Origin of the sequence: Tolypothrix tenuis PCC 7101 (assembly GCF_963874875.1) — a bacterium.
In the GTDB taxonomy this organism is placed as follows: domain Bacteria; phylum Cyanobacteriota; class Cyanobacteriia; order Cyanobacteriales; family Nostocaceae; genus Aulosira; species Aulosira tenue.
On the sequence record NZ_CAWNJS010000001.1, the window covers coordinates 4,540,862 to 4,564,727 of the forward strand.

At 40.1% G+C, this 23,866-nt stretch carries 11 protein-coding genes; all 11 read right to left on the minus strand.

From position 1 onward, the window contains the following. Positions 1 to 130: 130 nt before the first annotated feature. The 11 genes from AACU25_RS18265 to AACU25_RS18315 all read right to left on the minus strand — a co-directional run bounded on the left by AACU25_RS18265 (position 131) and on the right by AACU25_RS18315 (position 23,627). Positions 131 to 4,399: a non-ribosomal peptide synthetase gene (locus tag AACU25_RS18265; RefSeq protein ID WP_096577975.1), complete on the minus strand. Its 4,269-nt coding sequence runs from the start codon at positions 4,397 to 4,399 to the stop codon at positions 131 to 133. Between the two features lie 110 nt (positions 4,400 to 4,509). Beyond that, positions 4,510 to 7,791, minus strand: coding sequence for a non-ribosomal peptide synthetase (locus AACU25_RS18270; protein ID WP_096577977.1), 3,282 nt, complete (start codon positions 7,789 to 7,791; stop codon positions 4,510 to 4,512). A gap of 63 nt (positions 7,792 to 7,854) precedes the next feature. Then, positions 7,855 to 9,000 (minus strand): acyltransferase family protein, encoded by a 1,146-nt coding sequence (locus AACU25_RS18275; RefSeq protein WP_096577979.1) that lies wholly within the window; start codon positions 8,998 to 9,000, stop codon positions 7,855 to 7,857. A gap of 190 nt (positions 9,001 to 9,190) precedes the next feature. Then, positions 9,191 to 14,083 (minus strand): type I polyketide synthase, encoded by a 4,893-nt coding sequence (locus AACU25_RS18280; RefSeq protein ID WP_096577981.1) that lies wholly within the window; start codon positions 14,081 to 14,083, stop codon positions 9,191 to 9,193. 3 nt (positions 14,084 to 14,086) lie between these two features. Continuing rightward, positions 14,087 to 16,063 (minus strand): non-ribosomal peptide synthetase, encoded by a 1,977-nt coding sequence (locus AACU25_RS18285; protein ID WP_321206766.1) that lies wholly within the window; start codon positions 16,061 to 16,063, stop codon positions 14,087 to 14,089. A 1,015-nt stretch (positions 16,064 to 17,078) separates the two neighbouring features. Continuing rightward, positions 17,079 to 18,200, minus strand: coding sequence for a sensor histidine kinase (locus AACU25_RS18290; protein ID WP_096577985.1), 1,122 nt, complete (start codon positions 18,198 to 18,200; stop codon positions 17,079 to 17,081). Between the two features lie 19 nt (positions 18,201 to 18,219). After that, positions 18,220 to 18,636 carry a hypothetical protein gene (locus tag AACU25_RS18295; protein WP_096577987.1) on the minus strand — a complete coding sequence of 139 codons (417 nt, stop codon included), beginning with the start codon at positions 18,634 to 18,636 and terminating at the stop codon, positions 18,220 to 18,222. Next, a complete protein-coding gene (locus tag AACU25_RS18300; RefSeq protein WP_096577988.1) occupies positions 18,637 to 19,134 on the minus strand; it encodes a GTP-binding protein in 498 nt (165 codons plus the stop codon). It abuts the gene before it with no gap. 2 nt (positions 19,135 to 19,136) lie between these two features. Continuing rightward, on the minus strand, positions 19,137 to 21,050 hold the full coding sequence (locus AACU25_RS18305; protein ID WP_096577990.1) for an OmpA family protein: 1,914 nt from the start codon (positions 21,048 to 21,050) through the stop codon (positions 19,137 to 19,139). Between the two features lie 190 nt (positions 21,051 to 21,240). Then, a complete protein-coding gene (locus tag AACU25_RS18310; RefSeq protein ID WP_096577992.1) occupies positions 21,241 to 21,849 on the minus strand; it encodes a hypothetical protein in 609 nt (202 codons plus the stop codon). A 440-nt stretch (positions 21,850 to 22,289) separates the two neighbouring features. Continuing rightward, positions 22,290 to 23,627, minus strand: a complete 1,338-nt coding sequence (locus AACU25_RS18315) for an ArsB/NhaD family transporter (protein WP_096577994.1) — start codon at positions 23,625 to 23,627, stop codon at positions 22,290 to 22,292. Positions 23,628 to 23,866 lie beyond the last annotated feature (239 nt).

A 23,866-nucleotide genomic window follows, 5' to 3' on the forward strand; every position in this document is an offset into this window, starting at 1 on the left:
TAATTGATAAAAATATTGATGCAACTTCGAGATGCAATAATATTTTATGTTAAAAATGATAGGAAATAAAATCTACTTCCTATCATTTTTATGTTTGAGTGATATTTTGAATTAGCCTAGAGGGCAAATTTTAGTTATTTTCCACAGATTGATTGATCAAAGCCTTTATTATTGCAGACACAGATTGTACTTGGGGTTCTTTAAAAACAGAATTATGAATGCCAGAAATATCATAAATATTGACACCGCCTAATGCTAATTTACCCCAACCCATTTGCCGATCACCTACCTGTTCTTCAATTACGCGACCTTCTTCAGTTCGGAATACAATTACACGACCTGAATAAGCTTGGAGAACATACTCTCTGAGTGCTTTTCTAGTGGATTCTTCCACCATGAATTTTCGATTCGAGTAAGGTAAAGGTTGTCCAAAGCTCAGATGAAATTGAAAGACAACTCGCCAAAGCATCTTTTTAATCTGATACTTAAGCTCTTCTCTATGTCTTTGTAACTTCTCAAAAACATAGTTAGATGCAATTTTTAAACTATTCTTCCACTTATGAGAAGCTGGCTGTTGCAATGGTTCTGATTTGATATCTTTTGAACCGAAGGTGTCAAATAAAACTAGCAAAGCTACTTCTTTACCTTGCATCAGTAATTGTCGAGCAATTTCATAAGCAATTATACCTCCAGATGAGTATCCACCGATAAAATAAGGCTCATGAGGTTGAATACTCTGAATTTTTTGAATGTAGTGTGCTGCCATGTCTTCAATACGATTATAGGGAATCTTTTTCCCATCTAATCCTTGTGGTTGTAGTCCATAAAATGGCTGATCGGTTCCTAAATGCACTGCCAATTCACGGAAACGCAGAACTTCTCCACCCAAACCATGTACACAGAAGAAAGGAGGCTTAGAACCATTAGGCTGAATAGCTACTAAAGATGACCAAGGAATTGATTCATCAGAGTTTATATCAGCTTTTACTTTTAGCAAAACCCCAGGATTAGATCTGATTTCGTGTTCAATAATATTAGCTAATTGCTCAATAGTTGGAGCTTGCAAGAGCATAGATAGAGCTAGGTTTTTGCCAACTACCTTTTCAATCTGAGAAAATAGACGTACTGCTACTAATGAATGCCCACCTAAATCAAAAAAATTATCTTTTATGCCAATTGGGTGAACTCCTAAAATATTTTCCCAAATTTCTGTTAATTGCAGTTGTAATGGAGTTTCAGCTTTAGCAAAAGTTTTTTCTGTTTTATTTTTAGTTAAACTAAGAGCAAGTAAAGCTTTGCGATCTACATCTCCCTGAGCGTTTAATGGTAGAGAATCTAGGAAAATAAAAGCAGTAGGCAACATCTGTTTAGGTAACTTTTGCTGGAGAAAACTCAGCAGTTGATCGCTAGAAATAATCTCTCCTGCGTGAGCAACCAAATAAACAACTAAATGTTTATCACTAGGGATATCTTCTCTGAGGATGACTACAGTATTCTCTATACCTGGGTATTGAGCCAAAATGGTTTCAATTTCTGACAATTCAAAGCGATAACCGTGAATTTTGGCTTGATTATCTGAACGGCCTAAAAACTCAACATTGCCATCACTTAAGTAGCGTCCTAAGTCACCAGTTTTGTAAAGATATGCTCCTGATTCTTTGCTAAAGGGATGAGAAATAAATTTCTCAAATGTTAACTCAGGACGGTTAAAGTAGCCTTGAGCAACACCGATACCACCGATGTAGATTTCCCCAGTCACGCCGATGGGTACAAGTTGCGATCGCTTGTCGAGGATGTAGACTTGGGTATTAGCGATCGCTTTTCCTAAAGGAATTTCTGAGCGTGTTTCACTGGCTTCTGTTGCAGTCTCTGGATCGTAAACTGTGGCGGTTAAAGTTGTTTCTAGGGTTCCATAAGCATTTAACCAGCGTACTTGCTGACCAACCTTTTCTACCCAAGTTAAATAACCATTGCGGGAGACTTTTTCGCCACCAACCATCACCAAGCGCAAGCTAGCTGGTAACGTTGAGGAGGATGCAGATAACTCCTTGACTAACTCATACCAAAAAGCAGTAGCTAAATTAACAACGGTAATTTGTTGTTGAGCAACGAATGAGAAAAACTGCGCCGCTGAGTTTTGTACTTCCTGAGAATGCAGGATTGCAGTAGCACCTGTAACCCAAGTAGGGAATAGTGATTCAATAAAAGTATCGCCGTTGAGACTAGGTAGAAGTAAAACGCGATCGCTTTCCGCCAAATCCCAAGTTTCGCTGATTGCAAGGCTGTGGGTAACAAGATTGCGGTGTGTAATCGCTACACCATTGACACCAGAAACATAAATCACACAGGCGAGATTCTGCTCTGTGACTTGACAAACTGGATTATCATTTGAGTGTAGAGAGATACCCGCTAATTCAGTATCTATACAGATGACTTTTGCCTGATGCTCAGGAAGTTTCTCAACTAAGGAACTTTGAGTTAAGAGAAAAGATACTTGAGCATCTGCTAAAATCTCAGCCCCAAATGTAGGTGCGATCGCAACAGATGTGCCGCCAGCTTTTAAAATACCCAATAGCCCCACAATCGTTTCTAGAGAAGGCTCTAAATATAAACCGACGTTTACTCCGGCTCCTACGCCTAAAGTTTGCAAATAGTGAGCTAGCTGGTTTGCGCGGTGATTGAGTTCTAGATAGGTGAACTGCTGATTTGCAAAACTGACTGCAATATTATTAGGAGTTCGTTCAACTTGATTCTCAAAGTACTGATGGATACAAATATCTTGAGGATAATCAGCCTGTTTGCCATGCCAATCCACTAATAATTGCTGTTCCCCGGCTGTTAATAGAGGTAATTCTGAAATCGGCCGATCTGGGTTGGCAACAATACCTTCGAGTAAAGTTTTGTAATGTCCCAGCATACGTTCTACAGTGCTGGTGTCAAACATCTCGGCATTGTAGTCGAATACCATGCCCAGACCATTATCCTGTTCCCGCAATACTAATGTCAGATCGTATTTGGTTTTACCATGATAGATGTAGCCAAATAAAGAAGCGATCGTCAAATCAGGCAGTTCCACCGCCGCCATACCACGACCATTTGACCAAGGCGGATTCAGGGAGAATTTTACTTGAAATAGTGAGGAAGTATTACGGCTTTGTTGTTCTGGTTTAAGTTCTTCAATAAGTCTTTCAAAAGGTAAGTCTTGATGGCTATAAGCTTCTAAACAATCCTTACGTACTCTGTCTAATAATTCTCGGAAAGTGGGATTACCTGCTAAGTTACTCCGCAGTACCAAAGTATTCGAGAAAAATCCAATTAGTCTTTCGGTTTCAACTTGTCCGCGTCCAGCACTGGCAAAGCTAACTAGTAAATCTTCTTGCCCAGAATAGCGATAAAGTAATAACTCAAATACTGTTAATAGAGTCATAAACAGGGTGGCTCCCCATTTTTGACTCAAGTCTGTCAGCGCATGATTGAGCGTCTTTGGTAATAATAAAGCAGCGCGATCGCCTCGGTATGTTTGCGCTCCTTGCGGACGAGGATGATCGTAAGGTAAATCAATGATCGGTAAATTGCCTTCTAGCTTTTGCTTCCAGTAGTTTACCTGTGACTCTAAAACCTCACCTTGCAGCCATTGATGTTGCCAATGGGTAAAATCAGCGTACTGCACTGGTAAGGGTGGTAAAGGCGAAGGCTGACCTGCTGACAGTGCTTTGTAAATGGTAGTGAAGTCTTGATAGAACACATCAGAAGAAGCACCATCGCAAACTATACTGTGCATATTCCAAATCAGCAGATGTTCGCGATCGCTCAACCGCAGCAGCAGCACTCGCAAAACTGGCCCATTGGCTAAATCAAAGGGTTGATGAGCTTCTTTGGTGGCTAATATATGAGCTTCTGTCTCTCTTTGTTCCTCTGGTACTTGCTGTAAGTCAATAACTGGTAGCTTTAAGGAAACATCCGTGGCGATGACTTGAGTCGGCTTACCATTCACAGCCGGAAAAGTTGTCCGCAATACTTCATGGCGACGGACAACTTCTCGCAAACTTTCCTCCAACACAGTAACATTGAGATTTCCCGTAAACCGTACCACAACGGGCATATTATTGGAGGAACTATTCGGTTCAAATTGATGCAGAAACCATAAGCGTTGCTGTCCAAAAGAAACGGGTAAATTACCAGTTCGCTCACAAGCAACAATTGGCGGAATTTGAGAAGTGGCGTTTGTGGTAACTTGACGCAGAAAGTTGATAATTTCGGCTTTTTGCGTTTTTAACTCGTTCAGCAATTCTGGTGTCAGGCTATCTTTTGCTGCGCGATAACGCAAGCGTTCTCCCTCTAACCAAAGTTTGACATTGCGCTGACGTAGCTCAGATAGTAGTTCATCCAATGTTTTCATAAAACCTCGCGGAAAATTTGGCTGTGTGGGGAATGGGTAATTGGTAATGGGCAATGGGGATTTCTCCTCTTGTCCCCTTACCTCACCAAACCGTATTAGCTATGGGAATATCAAAGCTCACCTTCTTCGTAATCATCTGCTGAATGACTCTCAGCAGCTTGAATACCTTGAGTAGCCCAACGCAGAGTTTCCACTCGTTCAGCCAAATCTGCTACCGTGGGTAATTCAAATAAATTGGACATCAAAATTTCTACTTGCAAAGCCTGTCTCAGACGAGAAATTACTTGAATTCCTAACAGAGAATATCCACCCAATTCAAAAAAGTTGTCATAAATTCCAACTTGCTTGACATTTAAAACCTGTGTCCAGATATCTGCAATTTGCTGCTCAATGGGAGTACGAGGTGCAACATAATTTGCTTCTAGTTCTGGACTATAAGCATCAGGCTTTGGCAAGGCACGGCGATCTACTTTGCCGTTCGCATTCAGAGGTAAAGCTTCTAGTGCCACAAAAATCTTTGGCACCATATACTCAGGCAATTGTTGTTTTAAGAATCGCCGTAATTCTGAAATAATTTGCGAACTATCTTCATTAGTTTCAGCTACAAAATAACCAACTAGCAATTTCTCACCAGGAGAATCTTCCCGCACAATCACCACAGCTTCTTTTACTAGCGGAGATTGCAAAAGTGCGATTTCAATTTCGCCCAATTCTATGCGGAAACCGCTAACTTTTACTTGATTATCAATCCGTCCAAGGTATTCAATCTCGCCATTGGGCAAATAGCGCGCCAAGTCACCACTCTTATATAAGCGTGATTGAGAATCTGCGCTCAAGGGGTTAGCAATAAATCTCTCAGCAGTTAAATCTGGGCGATTGAAATATTCCCGTGCTAAACCATCGCCACCAATATACAACTCACCTGTAATCCCAATGGGGACTTGTTGTAAATGGGAGTCCAAAATATAAACTTGGGTATTAGCAATTGGACGACCGATAGGAATAGAAGCCCCTGGCTTTAATGGTGCTGTGATTTCATAACAGGAAGTAAAAGTTGTACTTTCTGTAGGGCCGTAACCATTAATTAATTTACAGTTTTCTACTGTATTGAGAAATTTCTGAACGTGAGGAACAGATAAAACATCACCACCAGCTAACAGTTGACGCAAGGGTTTTAAAGCCTCAATTTTTTCATCAACTATCAAGTGGAATAACCCTGCTGTCAGCCACAGAGTTGTTACTTGGTATTGCTGAATAATTCCCCCTAATTCATCTAAAGATGGAGTATGAGGAGGAAAGATAACTAATTTGCCACCGTTAAGCAAACAACCCCAAATTTCAAAAGTGGAAGCATCGAAAGAAACAGGACTAATTTGTAGAAAAACTTCTTTGTCGGTAAGGCTGACATAGTTAGTTTCTTTCACTAACCTCACTACACCTTGATGAATAACACTAACACCTTTGGGTGTACCTGTAGAACCAGAGGTGTACATTACATAAGCCAAGTTATAAGGCTTGACATTAGTAATTAAATTCTCTGTTGCTTGTTGGCTGATAGTCTGCCAATCTGCATCCAAGCAAATGATATTTGCAGTATGAGTAGGTAGTTTTTCAACTAGTCTTTTTTGGGTGACTAATAATTTGATTTGGGTATCCGCAAGCATGAACGCCAAACGTTCTTGAGGATAACCCGGATCTAAAGGTACATAAGCTCCGCCAGCTTTCAGGATACCTAATAGACCTACTATCATTTCTAAAGAGCGTTCCACGCAGATTCCCACCAGCACATCTGCGCCTACTCCTAATGTTTGTAGGTATTGTGCTAATTGATTGGCGCGAGTATTCAACTCTTGATAAGTGAGTTGCTGTCCTGGAAATACCAAAGCCACAGCATCAGGAGTACGCGCTACCTGTTCCTCAAATAACTGATGGATAGATTTATCTTGAGGATAGTTGGTTTGAGTTTGGTTCCAGGTTGCTAATAACTGTTGCTCAACTGCTGGTAAAATTGGCAATTTCGCAATAGTTTGATTGGGATTTACAACTATACCCTGCAACAAAGTTTCAAACTCTGCCATCCGACGACGAATAGTGTCAGCATCAAATAAGTTAGTGTTGTACTGACATTCCAGAGTTAGTTGACCGCGTAATTCTGTAGCATTAATAAATATTTCAAAGTTCTCAAAGGAACGAGGATTAGAGAAAAACTCTACTTCTAACCCTGCAAAGGGGAGTTTATCACTATCTAAACCTTGATCGATATTAAATGTAATGGGAACCAAGGGAATCCGGCTAGAATCCCGAGGAATACTTAATTTTTTAACTAGACTCCCAAAGGTAAATTGTTGATGATCGTAAGCATCTAAAACAGTAGAACGACGGCTTTGCAAATATTCACTGAAAGATTGTGCGCCATTAACTTGGCTACGCAATGGTAGTAAATTTACACAATGACCTACAAGATTATACTGTCCTAAAGCAGCTTGTCCGGCGGCGGGAATACCCACAACCAAGTCATTTTGTCCGGTAATACGGTGTAGCCAAGCCTCAAATCCTGCCAGGATAGTAGTCATAAAACTACAACCAAATTTTGTCCCTAGCTGTTTGAGATCTGCAACTAATTCGGGATTTAATTGCCAATCTTCGCGCGCGGCGTTAAAAGTTCTGATATGTGGGCGAGGGCGATCGCAGGGGAAATCTAGTACAGGTACAGAGTCAGCGAATTGTTCTAGCCAATATTGTTCTGTGGCGAGCGCTTCTGGGCTACCTACCTCTTCTTCTTGCAAAACAGCATAATCACTGAGGCGATCGCTTTCGTCTAATTCGGGAACAATACCTTCTAGCAAGCCAGAATACAGTTTACCCAAATCTGGAATCAGCACAGCCCAAGACCAACCATCACAAATAATATGATGAGCAGTCAAAATCGCTATATGTTCTTGCGGCTGCAATTTGATAATTTGCGCCCGGAATAAGGGGCCATGTTCCAAATCAAAGGGCTTTTCTACTTCTTGTTGTCTGATACTAGCTAATTTTTCCTGTTGTTCCTGTTTTTCTAGGCTAGAAATATCAATAATTGGGATTTCAATTTGCAAAGAATCAACAATGCAGAGTGTATTACCATCTGTGCTAAAAGTTGTCCTGAGTGCTTCATGACGTAGCACTAACTCTTGCAGTGCAGATTGGAAAACTTTAACATCAAGTTCACCTTTGAGCCGCAGAGATTGGGACTCGTTATAAGCACAATTAGCAGCATCACCCATTTGCACAGAAGCCCAAATTTCCTTTTGAGATTCAGTAGCAGGAGCAGTTAATAGTAATTCTCCCTCGGCAAATGGGTCAAACTCAACAGCAGTTAATCCAGACTGGAAATTTACAGGTGATAAAGTCATAAAAATCTCTTTTTCTCTCAAGTTATTTAATGGTTTTGAATGGATTTTTGGTTTAATAACCTGCTACTCATTAATATTGGTTAGCAAGAGTTTTGACTTTAAATAATGCCGCATAGGGACTTCTACGAATTTATATGTTAGTGATGCGACTAATAAAGTAATCATCAAAAATACTCCTAGAGCGAGAAAGTTTTCCAATCTAGTAAAACTTTGTCCGAAAATCCCGTTAAATCTATAAACCCAAGAAAATTTAATTACATCTTGAATAAACCAATGAACCAGATAAACTGAGTAAGATCTTGTCCCGAGATAGAGCATTGGCTGTGAATTTAAAAATTTTGATATCATGCCCTTGTTATTGACAGATACAGCCAAAATTAGTAGAGAAAAACCTGGTAAAATCAGCCAATCATGAAGGCTACGCCAATAATGCCAGTAATTATGCATAATCAGCATTATCCAAGTTATAGCTATAATTGCCAGTAAATTCAGATTAAAATACTTTTGATAATGACCTCGACGATAGACTTTGTAAGTGATAATTCCAAGTACACATTCTAGTCCGCATCTAGCTATCGCAGGTACACCGATAATACTATCTAAATTCCCACGAGTTAAAGTAACTAATAATAATATACCCAAGAGGCTAGAAACATACATCAGTAAATCATGCTTATAATTGTTTCTTAACAAGAAAAATAATAAAAATGGAAATACACAGTAAATCACAAACTCTACACTAATTGACCAAGCTGGTTCATTCCAATAAGTATTACACCAAAATAGAGGTGGGCAATTGAGGTCAAAAGCTTGGAGAAGAAAAACATTGGCAAACAAGGCTGTTAAGTTAAACTTTCCCGTGAATGCAGAATGATGAATTAAAAATGTTTTTAAAATTTCTAATCCCACAAATAAAGCCAAAATAAATATATGTAGAGGATAAATTCTGGCAAACCGCGAAAGTAAGTATGAGCGATAGTTATCTGAAGTCAATTTTGCAGAAAAATCTCTAGCATAAACGTGGGTCATGATGAAACCACTTAAGATAAAGAAAAAGTCTACCCACAAATATCCATTATGAAAAAAACTGCTATATGTTGATAACGTGGCACCAGTTTTAGGTAATGTGTAGTAAGAGAAATGATGGATAACAACAACTAAAGCTGCAATACCCCGCAGAGAAGTAAGTGAATTAATGTGTTTATACATTGATACTTTTGCTGGGATAATTTTTACAAATTGGTCAAAAGCAATAATTAACTGCCGATAGAAGAGGATGGACGCAGATAAATTAGTAATTCAGTAGATGATGATTTCTAGATTTATGTGATTGATGTTTGGCGTTGCTGAATTGGATGAAACAAATCATTCCGCCAGCAACGCCAATTTTTACAGTACTTTAGGAAACACCGGCGACTTGTAAATATTTCCCAGGACGCTCAGGATCAGGAATATACCAGGAAGGATTACCTTGCGGATCACGTCCTAATTTTGCACCAGGCTGGGGAGGACGATTGCGGAGGCTGTTATTGGTAACGACAACTGCATTTTGGCTGCGGCTTGTTAGTTCTTGATCTGGTGCAGCAAAGAAGCCAGCAGCTTGCATTTCAGCAAGACTCTCTTTAAAGGCTGTCATCACAAAAGCCAAATCAGCTTCAGAATGGGCGGTGGTGAGGAAGCAAGGACGGTGATCCCAAATATGCACTCCCTTTTCCCGCATCAAGTAAAAGAACAAATCTCCATAGATGAACTCTGGCGCAGGTTTCACCATGAATAGGGAACCGAAATTATAAGCTGTGAAGGGTGCTTTTACTTGTTGGAAACATCTCATTATTTCTGCAACAAACTTATCGGTTCTAGCATTGAGATTTTGCTGTAAGCTAGGGCCACTCTGCTTTAAATGTTGCAGTACGGCTTTTGCTGCTGCTAGTGCTAGAGGATGGCGGACGAAAGTACCAGCAAAGTAAGTGACACCAACCTCTGGAACTGAATCATCACCATACTGCCAAAAGCCACCATCTAAAGCATCCATATATTTTGATGTTCCAGCAATCACCCCAATCGGTAGTCCACCGCCGACAATCTTACCGTAGGTAGCAATGTCTGCTTTAATACCGAAGTGAGCTTGAGCGCCACCGGGATGAATTCTAAATCCAGTAACGATTTCATCAAAGATGAGAGCAATATCAGCCTCTTCAGTGAACTTACGCAATTGCTGCAAGAATTCTTTGGGTTGGTATTCTGGGCGGCGGCTTTGTACAGATTCCACCATCACCCCTGCTAATTCATCAGCCCGACTTTTGAGGATTTCTAAAGACTCGGGTGAATCATAATCCAATACCAAAATATTCTCTACTTTTTCTGGGGGAATACCAGGTGCGGCGGGAATTGACCGCAGTTGCTTGCTACCACGAACAATAACTTCATCTAAAATGCCGTGATAGGCTCCCGAAAAGATAGCGATTAAGTTACGACCTGTAATTGTCCGCGCTAACCGCATCGCCCCTAAAACAGCTTCTGAACCTGTGTTGCAAAAAGCGGCGCGGTCAAAGTTGGTCAATTCACACATTAACTTTGCGACTTCTCCCACTAAAGGAGTTTGGGGGCCGATTTCCATACCCAGTTTCAGTTGGGCTTCAATTGCTTCGGTAATGAAAGCTGGTGACCAACCGAATAAATTCAAACCAAAACCATTGCTTAAATCAACATATTCGTTACCGTCAATGTCCCAAAGTTTAGAACCTGATGAACGAGATACCACAATCGGGTAAACCATCTCTTTCATCGTGGGGTTGAAGCCAGAAACACTTCTGGGATCTGCCAAGTAACGGCGATGAGATTGGGTATATTCTTTGGATTGTTGCGTCCGTTTTGTATATCGTTGGATAAATTTATCTAGATAAGCGCGTTGTGCTGTTGTCAGAGTTTTCTGGGTTTTTTCAATTCGCGCTGCTGCACCAAATGCCTTTTTAGCGCCATTTGTCTCGGCTTCTACTACTGGTTTTGCTTCTGTGGTGGTTTGGGTAGGGGTAACAGATACAGTGTTTTGTGGAGTTGGTACTGTCGGTACAACTGGCGTTGTCAGAGATAAATTGTTGTTACCCAGTAACGCCAATTGTTGAGTCATGATTTGTAGCTGCTGATTAATCACAGTTTCTAGGAAACTAGATGCAACAACAGGTTGGGGCGTAATTTGTTGCGGTGCAGATACATTCGTGGGAACTATGGTTGCAGGTGTTGGTAATGGTGCTTCTGAAGTAGGTTCTGCAACGGTTTCTGTTAAACCAAGCGCGGATACAATTTCTGGCGACAAACCTTCATTAACTAAGTCAGCCAAGGTTCCCAAATTCGGGCAAACTTCTAATAACTGTCTGAGTGTGACCTTGACTTTAAATTTTTTCTTTAACGCTAGTCCAACTTGCGTGAGAGATAGGGAATCTAACCCCATTTCTAAAAACGTTGTCGAGTCATCAAAACCAGCGATTTCTAGTCCAGAGGTTTCTTCGAGAACTTCTTTGAGCAGGGGAATAAGTTTTTGCTTGGGGGATGACATAGTTGCAGGTTTCTCTACAATTTGGGGATTGGGAATTTGAGCAGTTTTGGCGCGGTTGGGATGGGGTAGTGGATCGATCCAAAAACGTTGGCGTTCAAAGGGATAAGTCGGAAGCGGAATTCGCTGGCGTGTTTCGTCTTGATAGAAATTGCTCCAGTCGATAGTCACTCCTGCTAACCACAGTTGTCCTACTGCTTTGAGTAATGCATTCCATTCGGCTGTGTTCTCAGCGTTATCAGCCAGAGAAGCGATCGCAATTTGTTGTTTGATATCTTTCGCTTGTTGGCGCGCTAGGGTTGCAGTTGTAGCCCGTGGCCCCACTTCCAGCAGTACCCGTTCTGGCTGTTCCCAGAGGGTTTGTACACCTTCCGCAAATCGCACAGTCTGGCGCAGATGATTCGCCCAATACATTGGATCGGTGGCTTGTTCATCTGTAATCCAGTTGGCGGTGACTGTGGAAACAAAGGGAATTTGAGGTGCTGATAATTTAACTTGTGCAACTACCTCTGCAAAGGGAGCCACAATGCTATCCATCATCGGGGAGTGGAAAGCATGGGAGGTGTGGAGATGGCGACAGACAATCTCTTCGCTTTCTAGTTGTTGTTGTAGTGATGCGATCGCCTCTGTAGGGCCTGCAACGACACATAGGGAAGGGCCATTAATAGCGGCGATCGCTAATTCTGCACTTAATCGCGGCTCTACCTCTTTAGCTGGGAGGCGCACTGAAAGCATGGCTCCTCCCGGTAACTCCCACATTAAGCGACCGCGAGTTGCAACCAACATCAGCGCATCTTCTAAGCTAAATACACCCGCAATACAGGCGGCGACAAATTCACCAATACTGTGACCAATCATGGCTTGGGGTTTGACTCCCCAACTTTGCCATAGTTGCGCTAGGGCGTATTCAATCACGAATAATGCTGGCTGGGTAAAGAAGGTTTGTTTTAAAGAAATAGCCGCAGTTTCAGCATCGCCTGGTGCGGGATACATGATTTCGCGTAAATCTCTTCCCAGCAAAGGTTTGAGAATTTCCGCGCATCGATCTACTACCTCACGAAATATAGGTTCGTGGTTGTAGAGATTCAATCCCATGTTCACATATTGCGATCCTTGTCCTGGGAACATGAAAGCAACAGGGGGATTGCGGATTTCTGTATGACGAGTACTGACTTGATTGGGGTCTAAAGATTGTAGTGATGCGATCGCATCTGTAATATCGTGACAAACTACATAGCGGCGATAGTTGAAGGCTTTACGTCCGCGCTGTAGGGTATAGGCAACATCAGCTAAGTTAATTTCGGCGTTGTATTGCAGATATTGCTGTAAATTGGCGGTTGCAGCATCTAAGGCTGTACTTGTTTTTGCTGAAAGTAATAATAACTGCTGTGGACGAGAAGCACCGGCAGGTTGAATTTCTGGAGTTTCTTCCAAAACTACATGAGCATTTGTCCCACCCACACCAAAGGAACTCACACCAGCGCGGCGCGGAGTTTCACCTTCTGGCCATTCTACTAATTTGGTATTGACATAGAAGGGACTATTGGCAAAGTCAATTTTGGGGTTGGGGGCTGTAAAATTCAGGCTTGGGGGTAGTTTTTTGTGATATAGGGAGAGCGCAGTTTTAATTAAACCCGTTACCCCAGCCGCCGCTACTAAATGCCCAAGATTGCTTTTAACTGAGCCAATCGCACAAAACTGTTTAGCATCTGTATGGACTCGGAATGCTTGCGTTAAGGCTTCAATTTCAATCGGGTCACCTAAGGGTGTGGCTGTACCATGCGCTTCAATATAAGAGATAGTTTCGGGGTGAATGTTGGCGTAAGCTTGCGCCATTGCTATGGCTTCGGCTTGTCCGTCTACACTGGGAGCAGTAAAGCTGACCTTATCACCACCGTCATTATTGATACCCAGACCCCGAATTACGGCATAAATGCGATCGCCATCTTGCAGTGCATCTTCTAAACGCTTTAGGGCAACTATTCCTGCGCCGTTGTTGAACATTGTGCCTTGAGCATTGACATCGAAGGGGCGACAATGTCCATCACCGGAAAGCATACTGCCTTCTTGCGCGATATAACCGCTATTTTGGGGTGTAGTCATAGATACACCACCCGCTAAAGCCAAATCGCATTGATAGTTGCTCAGGGCTTGGCAAGCTTGAATAACTGCTACCAAGGAAGTAGAGCAAGCAGTATTTACACTGACAGCCGGGCCTTTCAGGTTAAGTTTATACGCCGCACGGGTAGTTAAAAAGTCTTTTTCATTAGCTAGCATGGTTTGGAATTCACCGATGCGATCGACAATTTCCATCCGGCCGCTAATGTTGTTAGCAAAATACGTATTTTGACCACAACCAGCGTACAATCCAATCAAACCATCGAAATACTCTGATTCATAACCCGCATTTTCTAAAGCTTCATATACCAACTCCAGAAAAACTCTCGCTTGGGGATCCATGACCACAGCTTCTGAGGGATTGATACCAAAAAAAGCTGCATCAAAGGTTTCGCCTCCAGGGATGGTTCCTCTAGCTTTAACGTAGCTAGGATCTTCGCAAAGATTGGGGTCAATACTGGGATCTAATTCCTCATCTTGAAAAAAAGTTGTTGACTCTAGTCCCTCACAGAGATTGCGCCATAATTCATCGACATTTCTAGCGCCAGGAAATTTCCCTACCATGCCAATAATGGCAATACCATCAATGGGATCTTGATTATCCGATGCTTGCATATCTACCATTACTTAAACACCTTGTTGATGATGACGGCGACGACTACGCGCTGCTTGTTGACGTTGAGCGCGATTTTGCAGCTTGTCATAAGCAGGTTGGCTGTTTTGTTTTAATTGCAAATACTTTGCTAATGCGCCAATTGTTGAATATTGAAAGAGCTTCACAGCAGGTAACTCAATACTCAGTTCCTGTTGTATCCGTGCTGTAACTTGCAGAATTGAGATGGAAGTTGCTCCTAAATCAAAGAAGTTATCATCTATACCAACGCGCTCAATTTTCAGTAAATCGCCCAAAATAGCTGCTAATTGACGTTCTAAATCAGTTTGAGGAGCAATATAAGCTTGTTCGAGTTGCGGACGTTCTCTACTGGGTGCAGGTAATTTATGTCTATCAACTTTGCCGTTTGCAGTTAAAGGCATTGATTCCAACAACACAAACGCTGATGGCACCATGTAATTAGGTAGTTTTTGCTGTAAAAAACTCCGCAATTGATTGTGGGTGTAACTACTGTGCTGATGCGGCACAATATAAGCAACTAACTGCTTTTCGCCTGTTTCTTGCTGAAGCGCTAAAACCACATTTTCTCGCACCTCCGGATGTTGAGCAATTTCTCTTTCGATTTCTCCCAGCTCAATGCGGAAACCGCGAATTTTGACTTGATTGTCAATTCTTCCTAAAAATTCGATATTACCATCTGGCAGAAACCGCGCTAAATCACCAGTTTTGTAAAGGCGAGTTGGTGAATTGTCATCAAAGGAGTGAGAAATAAACTTTTCAGCAGTCAAATCAGGACGGTTGAGATAGCCTCTAGCGAGTCCATCACCAGCAATGTACAACTCGCCAACTTCTGCGATCGCAACTTGTTGGTGGTTGTCATCTAAGATATAAACTTGGGTATTGGCAATGGGGCGACCAATGGGGATGGAAGCACCTGGTTGCAATGGTGCTGTGATGCTGTAGCAGCAAGTAAAGGTTGTATTCTCAGTGGGGCCATAACCATTAATTAGCTGACAGTTCTCTACAGTTTGGAGAAATTTCTGCACATGGGGAACGGATAAAACATCGCCACCTGCTAAAAGTTGACGCAAGGATTTTAAAGCCTCAATTTTTTCATCAACTATTAAATGGAATAAACCAGCCGTCAGCCACAGAGTTGTAACTTGGTTGTGCTGAATAATCTGCGCTAATTCTTCCAATGATGGTGTGTGAGGAGGAGCAATTACTAATTTTCCACCATTGAGTAAGCAACCCCAAATTTCTAAAGTAGAAGCATCAAAGGAAATCGGCGCAAGTTGTAGAATTACTTCATTATCTGTTAATTGAGCATAATTAGTTTCTTTGACTAACCGGACTACACCGCGATGGATGACACAAACACCCTTGGGCGTACCTGTGGAACCAGAAGTGTACATCACATAAGCCAGGTTTTCGGCGGTGACGTTAGTAGTTAGGTTATCTTGGCTATTTTGAAAAATTGCATCCCAATTTTTATCTAAGCAAATTACAGATGCATTATGAGTAGGTAATTTACTAACTAAATCTTTTTGAGTTAATAGTACTGATACATTGGTATCAGACAGCATGAAAGCTAAACGTTCTTGCGGATATGCTGGATCTAGAGGTACAAAAGCTCCACCAGCTTTAAGAATGGCGAGTAACCCTACAACCATTTCTATTGAGCGTTCTACACAAATTCCTACTAGAACTTCTGCACCAACTCCTAATATTTGCAGATATTGTGCTAGTTGATTAGCACGACTATTCAAGTCTTTATAGGTAATTTGCTGCTCGTTAAAAACTAAGGCTACAGCATCGGGTATTTTTTCTACTTGCGCTTCAAACAACTGATGAATACAAGCTTGCTTGGGATAATCGGTTTGAGTATGATTCCACTCAATTAGTAATTTCTGTTGTTCTGTTGTTGACAAAATAGGTAATTTTGAGATGTCTTTTTCTGGGTTAGTTTCAGATAGGGATATTTGATACACCATTGGTAGTAATGATTTTTACGTAAACCTTAATCTGCTCGTTATACGATTAATCAGGCAATTAAAAACATGAGATATTACTACTAATAAAGCTGTAATACCACATAGTGATATCTGCTTCATCAGTGTGATTCATATCATTATTTAATTAGTTATTTTTTAAGTGAGAACTTGAAAGTAAATTAAATCGGTTAACAATTTATCGGATGTTTAAAAAGAGCATGTATTAATGCGTACGTGCTAACTCTATACTTTAGTTATTTCATTCTGACCTAATTTATAAAAATCATAGTTACTTTCAATACATCTTTATTGAAAATTAAAACTTTAGAGCCAATTTCCTAGGTGAATATTAAGTCTTTACAGAAAAATTAATCGTTGTTGAAGAAGTATTGACGTTTTGGGAAATAGAGGCTAGAGGCTCAGAAATCAGGGTTAGAGAAGAGAAATATCATAGTTTTGGGCGACCACCTATTGATTATATTGACAAAATTGCCCTAAATACTGGGTAAATAATAATACTTATAATTAATACTTAGTATTACGGTTGATAAAATAATTAAAAATATACTCAAAATATAATAAATTTACTGAAGATACTTACTTTTACTGTTAGCCTATAGTCCAATACCCTTGGGTTAAGCTCATTAGCGATTGATTTGTCACTCATTAAAGAAGCCAGAAGAATTGGGGGATTCTCCCCCAAACCCCCGATTGGGTGACGGTTGCGTCCCCCAAACCCCCTCCAAAATTATTGTTCAGTTTTTTGTTGAGTAATACCATGTCTCTAAATTCAGGCTACAGATAATTCTCCCCTCGCTCCCTACCCCTGCTGCCTATGTGTAACGTTTTGGAGAATTGGTATAACTATTTTTTTGGTTTTGTGATCAATTAATTTTCTGAACTGAACTGTATTTGCCTATAGTCAAGAGTTATGATTCAGTAAGTTTTGAGCAATGGTGACAAGCGTTTCTTTGCTCTTGTGAAGCAAGGAATGGGACTATTTCAGGCTCTCCTAATTTGGCATTTTTGGTTTTAAGAGGCGGAACCAAAAGCGAGAACCACCTTCAGGAAGCGGTAAATAACCGATTTTCCCTCCCCAGCGTTCAACTGTAATGCGACAGAAGTAAAGTCCTAAACCAGCTCTACCAGATCTGCTTTTACCTTGAGAGAATTTTTGAAATAACGATGGTACAAACTCTGGCTCTACACCTGTACCCCGATCATCGACGGTTACAAGAACTGATTCTGCATCTAGTTGTAAGCCAATTTCCACAGTAGCCTGCGGTGGGCTATGGCGGAATGCATTTTCTACCAAATTAGAAATTACCCGATCCAAACGCGAGCGATCGCCTACTACTCTCCAGTCAGCTGTGAAGTCAATATTATTGGCTATTTGTAATTGCATATCATTAAGTGCAAAGGTGGGACTTAACACCTTGATTACCTCTTGTACAGAAGCGAGAACATTGGGTGCTTGTTCGGGATCGAGTGTGAAAGCTTCTAGGGATTGCATTTCAGATGAGAATGCATTTAGTATTTCCCGAATCAGCATTTCTTGTTTAATAGTTTGCTGTCTGCCAACTTCTAAATGTTCTTTTCCTTTAGGGGTTAGGTTTTCAAATTCTAGCAGAGCTAAACAACAATTAATACTACTTAATTGTCCTGCTATATCATGGATAATACAGTGAATTAATACTTCTTTTTTTTGATTATCTTTTAATAATTGTTGGTGAACTAATTGATTTTCTCGAGCTTTTTGAATAATAGATTGTTTTTCGTAAAAAGAATTATCCAGTAATTCAATTAATATAATTTTTCGGTTATTTAAGCAAATTGCTGAGGCTTCAAAATGATATTCTTTACCAGATAGGGCGCGGTCTGTCCAGAAACCAGAAGTTAGCTTAGTCGTGCTATTATTTTGCCAAAATTCTTCAGCATCAATCAAAAAATTTTCTAAAAAGGGAAACTGTTCTTCTGGGATTAATACTTCCATCCCTGATGTAATTCTGGGATGGCAAAAATGCCGTAACCAATTGGGTACTGTCCCAGTAACTTTAAATGTACCGAAATTAATTCGCTCTAACACTAAAATATTTAAGGCTGCAAATAAGTCTGCTGTGATAGAGTCATTCATGATTTTATGCCGCCATAAATTAATTTTGATTTGATTCTTGCTGGAAAATTTTTATTAATTTTTCTTGTAATAAGCTGAATTCATTGGCTTGCTGTTGCACGAGTGATTTATGACTTTCATCGCGAGTAGCATCTAACATTAATACCCAATCACCTTCCTCAGAGGGGAAGAGATGGACATCTGCACAGATACCATATTCAGTTTTCATACGGGGGAGAAATAAAGGGAAATCATCTAATGGCAGTAGCCCTTCCAGAAAAAACACCTGTTCTGTAATATACTCACCTGCTTGCAGGTTGCTAACTCCATATACTGCCAATTTTCCCCCCCACGCAGACAAGCAACCATCTTTTTTAACTAATAGATAAGCAAGAGAGAGTTCTTCAATAATAAAAGTCAGAAGATAAGCAATCACAGGCGTGGGGATATCTAACATTTATTCATCCATTATTTTTTGAGCAAGAGTTTGAAAAACTTCTGCTACACCCAAACCATTTTTAGCACTTGTTTTTATAACAGTCCAACCTTTTAGCTGCACTGCATCGATTTCTACAGGGTCTATTTCCCATTCATCTGTTAAATCCCATTTGTTAAGTATCATAATAAAGGGAACATTACCAATTGTCTCTTCTACTCTTGTTTGCAATTCAAATGCTTTTTCTAAAGTATTTCTTCTGGTACCATCGACTACTAATAAATAACCCGATGAACCCCGTAGATATGACATTCTTACTTTTTGAAATTCATCTTCTCCATAAAGATCCCAAAGTATCAAATTAATAGTTTTATCTTGAATATTTATTGTTTTTTTATCAATTTTTACTCCTACAGTAGTATGGTATTTTTCTGAAAAAATACTACTTACAAACCTAGATACTAAACTAGTCTTACCTGTGGCAAATGCACCAACCATACAAATCTTTTTCTGGAGCATAATTATTGAGGTTGCTTCAGCTGAGAGGTGTCGGTTATCAATACTCTGAAGGTAACTCTCCGGTTATCTGCAGGTGCTAATTCTGGTTGTGAAGAGAGAGCAGTATCACCTAAACCTTCAGTTTTCAATTTGCTAGAATTGATACCTTGGGCAGTTAGTTCGGCAAGAATTTTATTAGCCCGGGCTTGGCTAAGTAAATTATTAATTTGTTCTGTACCCGTGGTACTTGTGTGTCCAGAAATTTGCAAACTCACGTTTTTATTGAGAGATTGAGCAATATCTAAAAGTTGATTAATTTTGATTGCTAAATTGGGAAGTTTATTCACTTCACCTGCAATCAACTCAGTTGTACCTTCAGAAAAAAAGAGCATTTCTTGTTCTATTTGCTGTTTATATGACTCTAGTTGAATCAGGGCAATGTCCTGAAGATTGTTGTCATTGAATTGAGTGACACCGGGAATAAAACGCCATAAATTTCTGGATTGGGAAATCCATTGGCGGGGTGCTGCACCACTTGCATTAAGAATGCCATTTTCGTCAACTTTTAGGGTGACGGTTTTTGGTGGTTGCAGCAATTTCTCAGATCTAAGGGTAATTAATTGCGGGTCTAATGATATGTAAGGTTGCCACTGACCAATTACGCTTTTTGGATTGATATTTGCTAGCTGTATCAGTTTTTTAGGATCTACAGCTAAGGGATCGCGCATTCCGGAAATAAAATGTTTTCCCTGACGCTGTTCTGTATTGACTACAACGATTCCTGGTTGGGACTCCAGCTTTTGGATATAGGAATACCAGCGAAATTGCTCTCGGATTGTTAAAAAGCCCCAAACACTGCAAGCGATCGCAATCGTACCTAAAAAGCCCCAAGCATAAATATAATTTTTTTTCGGTGGTGATTTATAGCCTTCAGCTAGACAAGCTTCTAAATAAGGTTTACTGGTAATAAATGGCTCTGTATCCCCTACGAAATTATTCATTTCGCTGCTTAATCGCAGATGGATTTTTTCGAGGGCATCTTTGAGGGTTAACCTTAATTCTTGGGGGGGTTTCCCCCGAATAATTGCAGCTAGTACTGCTTGCGGCCCTTCTTCAATCCAAATGGTGAGTTCGCCAAACTGCAAAGATTGCAGTCCATCTTCTGTGCCTATACTGAAAGAATCTCTAACAAAATCCTGAATAGCTGTCAACATTGCAGAAACTAAATCAGGATCTTGAGTGGTTACCTGGGGTGCTATCAGGTGTTGCAACAATAATCCAGTATTTCTATGAATTAAAAATACTTGTTCTACTCGATAAACCAGTGTGCGGAGAAGAATTATTTCCGCGAATGATTTCCCGGTCTTTTTTGCTTCTAGTCGCCACTGCAAACTTTGCGGTGACAAGCTATGTTCTAAAGTTTGATTTAAAGATTGCAGCATCTCTTCCAAAGCTGTGGAAATCGCTTTGCGAGTTGCTGGGCCAATAATCGGAAAAAAGGTTTCAGAAAGTCTATTTTGGTCTTGTTGAATTGAGTTTTGGAGTGCTGTTTCTACAGTAGTAACTATGGCTTCACCTAGTTGTTTATCCTGCTTGGAACGCAACACCACAGCTTCTGGTAACAGACGACTAATATCTTCTGCTTGAATTTGCGGGTTCTCTAATCGCTCATATAGTTTATTTAGCGCAGTTGGCTCAACACCAAGAAGCAAACTGCGAAGAATATTTAATTCATCATTGTTTTGTACATGATGATTGCTTCCAGGTGAGTTAATAGCAACAGACTGAGCAGAAGAGTTAGAAGAAGCATTGTCAGAACTAGATGATTGGGTTTCTCTTAGAGCAACAGCAGGGTTAATAGCTATACTAATTTGCTTACCATTACTCAAAGATTTCAGGGACTCTTTAGCGATTTCATCCGTAGATTTATTACTCATTGCTAAAATTTCCTGATATATATGCAATAGTAATTTTAAGCGCGTTTAATTGTGGCGATTTAACTGTTGTAATGCTTGCCATAAAGCAGTTTCGACCGTTTAAATTTTCAATTTATAAATTTACGTGCTGTAGCACAAATTGAGGATATAATCAGGATATAGGTATATTATCGGTAGCTGGCGAATTTAATTAAGACTTAATATCAGAGTTTAACCTCACGGCTAGTTCTGTAAACAAAGATGCGAGTTTGGAACGGTCTGCTTTATCTCTCCGTAGTTCTTGAGATTCTCTTTCTAACAAAGTCAGGATTTCCTGATACTTCTGCCGGATATCATCTTGTAAGCTATTGGCTTGGTTGAGAATTTGTTCGCGGAGTTCTCTTTGGCTATTACTAGTTTGTTCGTCCAATTGGGCAAACTTTTTTTCTAAATTAATGGTGAGATTTTTCTGTTCTTCTGCAAGCGCTTTGGCTCCTGCATCTCTGTCTATTTGCTCATTTTTTAAGCGCTCTGTTAAGGAATCAACCTCTTTTTTAATATATAATTCTAAGTAATCTAGGCGTTTTTTGGTTTCATCTCGGACATTATTCAATTCTTTAACCAGACGGTCTTCTAAACGGGCAAATCTTTTTTCAACTTCTCTTACCTGGTTACCAAAAAGAATATCCCTAACTCTATCTAAGCTGTTAAGTTCGGCGAGGTTTGTCCCATTTGATTGTAGTTTATTGATGTCCGAAATTGACCCCCCTTGCCCTGGCTCTCTGGAATTACTATTGGTATATTCTTCCGGCGGGTTCATGGTTTTAATCCTTTTTGAACTTAGAATTAATTCGGCTTTATAGTTGTTGTACCAGATCTAGTACCCCAAATATCTCTATGTTGGGTAGAATCTTTGAATACAATCGGCAAAAGCATCTATCCCCAGATATAAAGTTATCTGAAGTAGAGGTTGTGATTGAGAGTAAATCTTACCCCCATCAAAGGATACCATTACTGAATCAGGGGTAATACCCTACAGACTCCGATGTGATGAGCGGTAAGAGAATGCAGAGTAGGTGATGATTACTGGGAATAAGCTTGCGATCGCAAGTGATCATAGAAACAGATATTGATGATCGCAGAAAGCAAAGAAAAAATTAAATATTTAACTTCATTCAGTTGTCAGGTAGGCACTAGTAATGAATACAGCGTCAGTTTTGTCATACTTGAGCATGGGTGCTTGACTTACTCCACACTGTACTAGAGTAAAAAGCGAAACAACACATACAAAGCCGAAGCTACTAGTTGTAGTAGCATTACGGGAATCCCATAGTGTAGAAAAGTTTTAAAAGAGATTCGCCTTCCATGCTGCTCAGAAATACCCGCAGCGACGATATTAGAAGATGCTCCCACTAGTGTGCCATTACCTCCCAATGTTGCACCAAACATCATGGCGTAAAACAGTGGTAAGACTTCTGGGGGAAATTGTCCTTGGAAGTCGGCTGCTAAAACTGCGGCTGGTGCTAATCCGACGTTGACGAGATATTGTTTCAGCAAAGGTACCATCGCTACCACTAACGGAATATTAGGCACAATGCTAGATAATATACCTACAAAAAATACTAAAGCGAGCGAACCTAAGACAATATTTTTTCCTAAGACTATTGCTAATATTCCTGATAAACCATTAATTACCCCAGTTTTTTCTAAACCACCAATTAGCACAAAGATACTCATGAAGAAGATTAATGTGCTCCAGTCTACATCTCGTAATATGTTGTGAACTGAATCGATTTTACTTTGGTGAGATAGCAGTAAAGCTAAAGCTGCTCCTAATAAAGCAACAGCAGCAGGGGAAATAGGAACAGGTAGAGATTCGCCAATAACAAAAAATAACAGGACAAAAGCAATAATTAATGTACCCACAGCGAGAACTCGTGGATGATTAATTTCTGGATGTGGTAGTTGTTCAAGATTTTCTAATTTTGTCCGCCAAATTTTGCGAAATAAAAATGGTAATGTAGCTGTTACTGCGGCAACGGCAATAACTCCACCTAAACTTAAGCGCAATAAATAATCTGTAAAACTAATATTAATGGCATCACCAACAATAAATGTCGCTGGATCGCCTACAAGTGTCAGTAGTCCAGCACTGTTAGCAACAAATACCATTAAAATCAATAAAGGTACAAAATTTATGCCTATTTCTTGCGCCATAGGTGGGATTAAAGGCGCTAGTAACATTACTGTTGTGGCATTGGGTAAAACGGCACAAATAGGGGTAGTAATCCCCACAATTCCTAGTAAGAGACGCTTACCATCACCTTTAGCCAATAACACCATTTGTGTCGCTAAGTAATCAAATATTTTGGTAGGCTCAAATGCTCTTACTAGTACCATCACACCGAAGAATAAACCTAGTGTGCCATGACTATTACCGATGTAACCAACAGCTTCTTTTAAAGTCATGACGTTGGTAAAAACTAGTAATAATGCTCCTAAAAATGCAGCAATGGTGAGATGTACCCATTCTGTCATGATTAAGACAATGACAGTGATAAAAGTAATGATGCTGAGGATTGCTTGCCAATTTTCCACGCTTTCCCTCTCCTAGTCTAATTATTTGCATAATAATGAAAAAAGCCACCTAAGTATAGGTGGCTTTTTCAGCTAGCATTCCTTACTTGATTTGTGAATTACTCCCAAAGGCGGGGAACACAATAAATAGAAAAGGGAACGAAAAAGAAGCGATTAGACGTAATGTGGAGTTTTCAGAAATCAAATCGGAATGTAAGACATCTTAATTAAATGAAGAGAAACTGAACTCTATAGTCTTG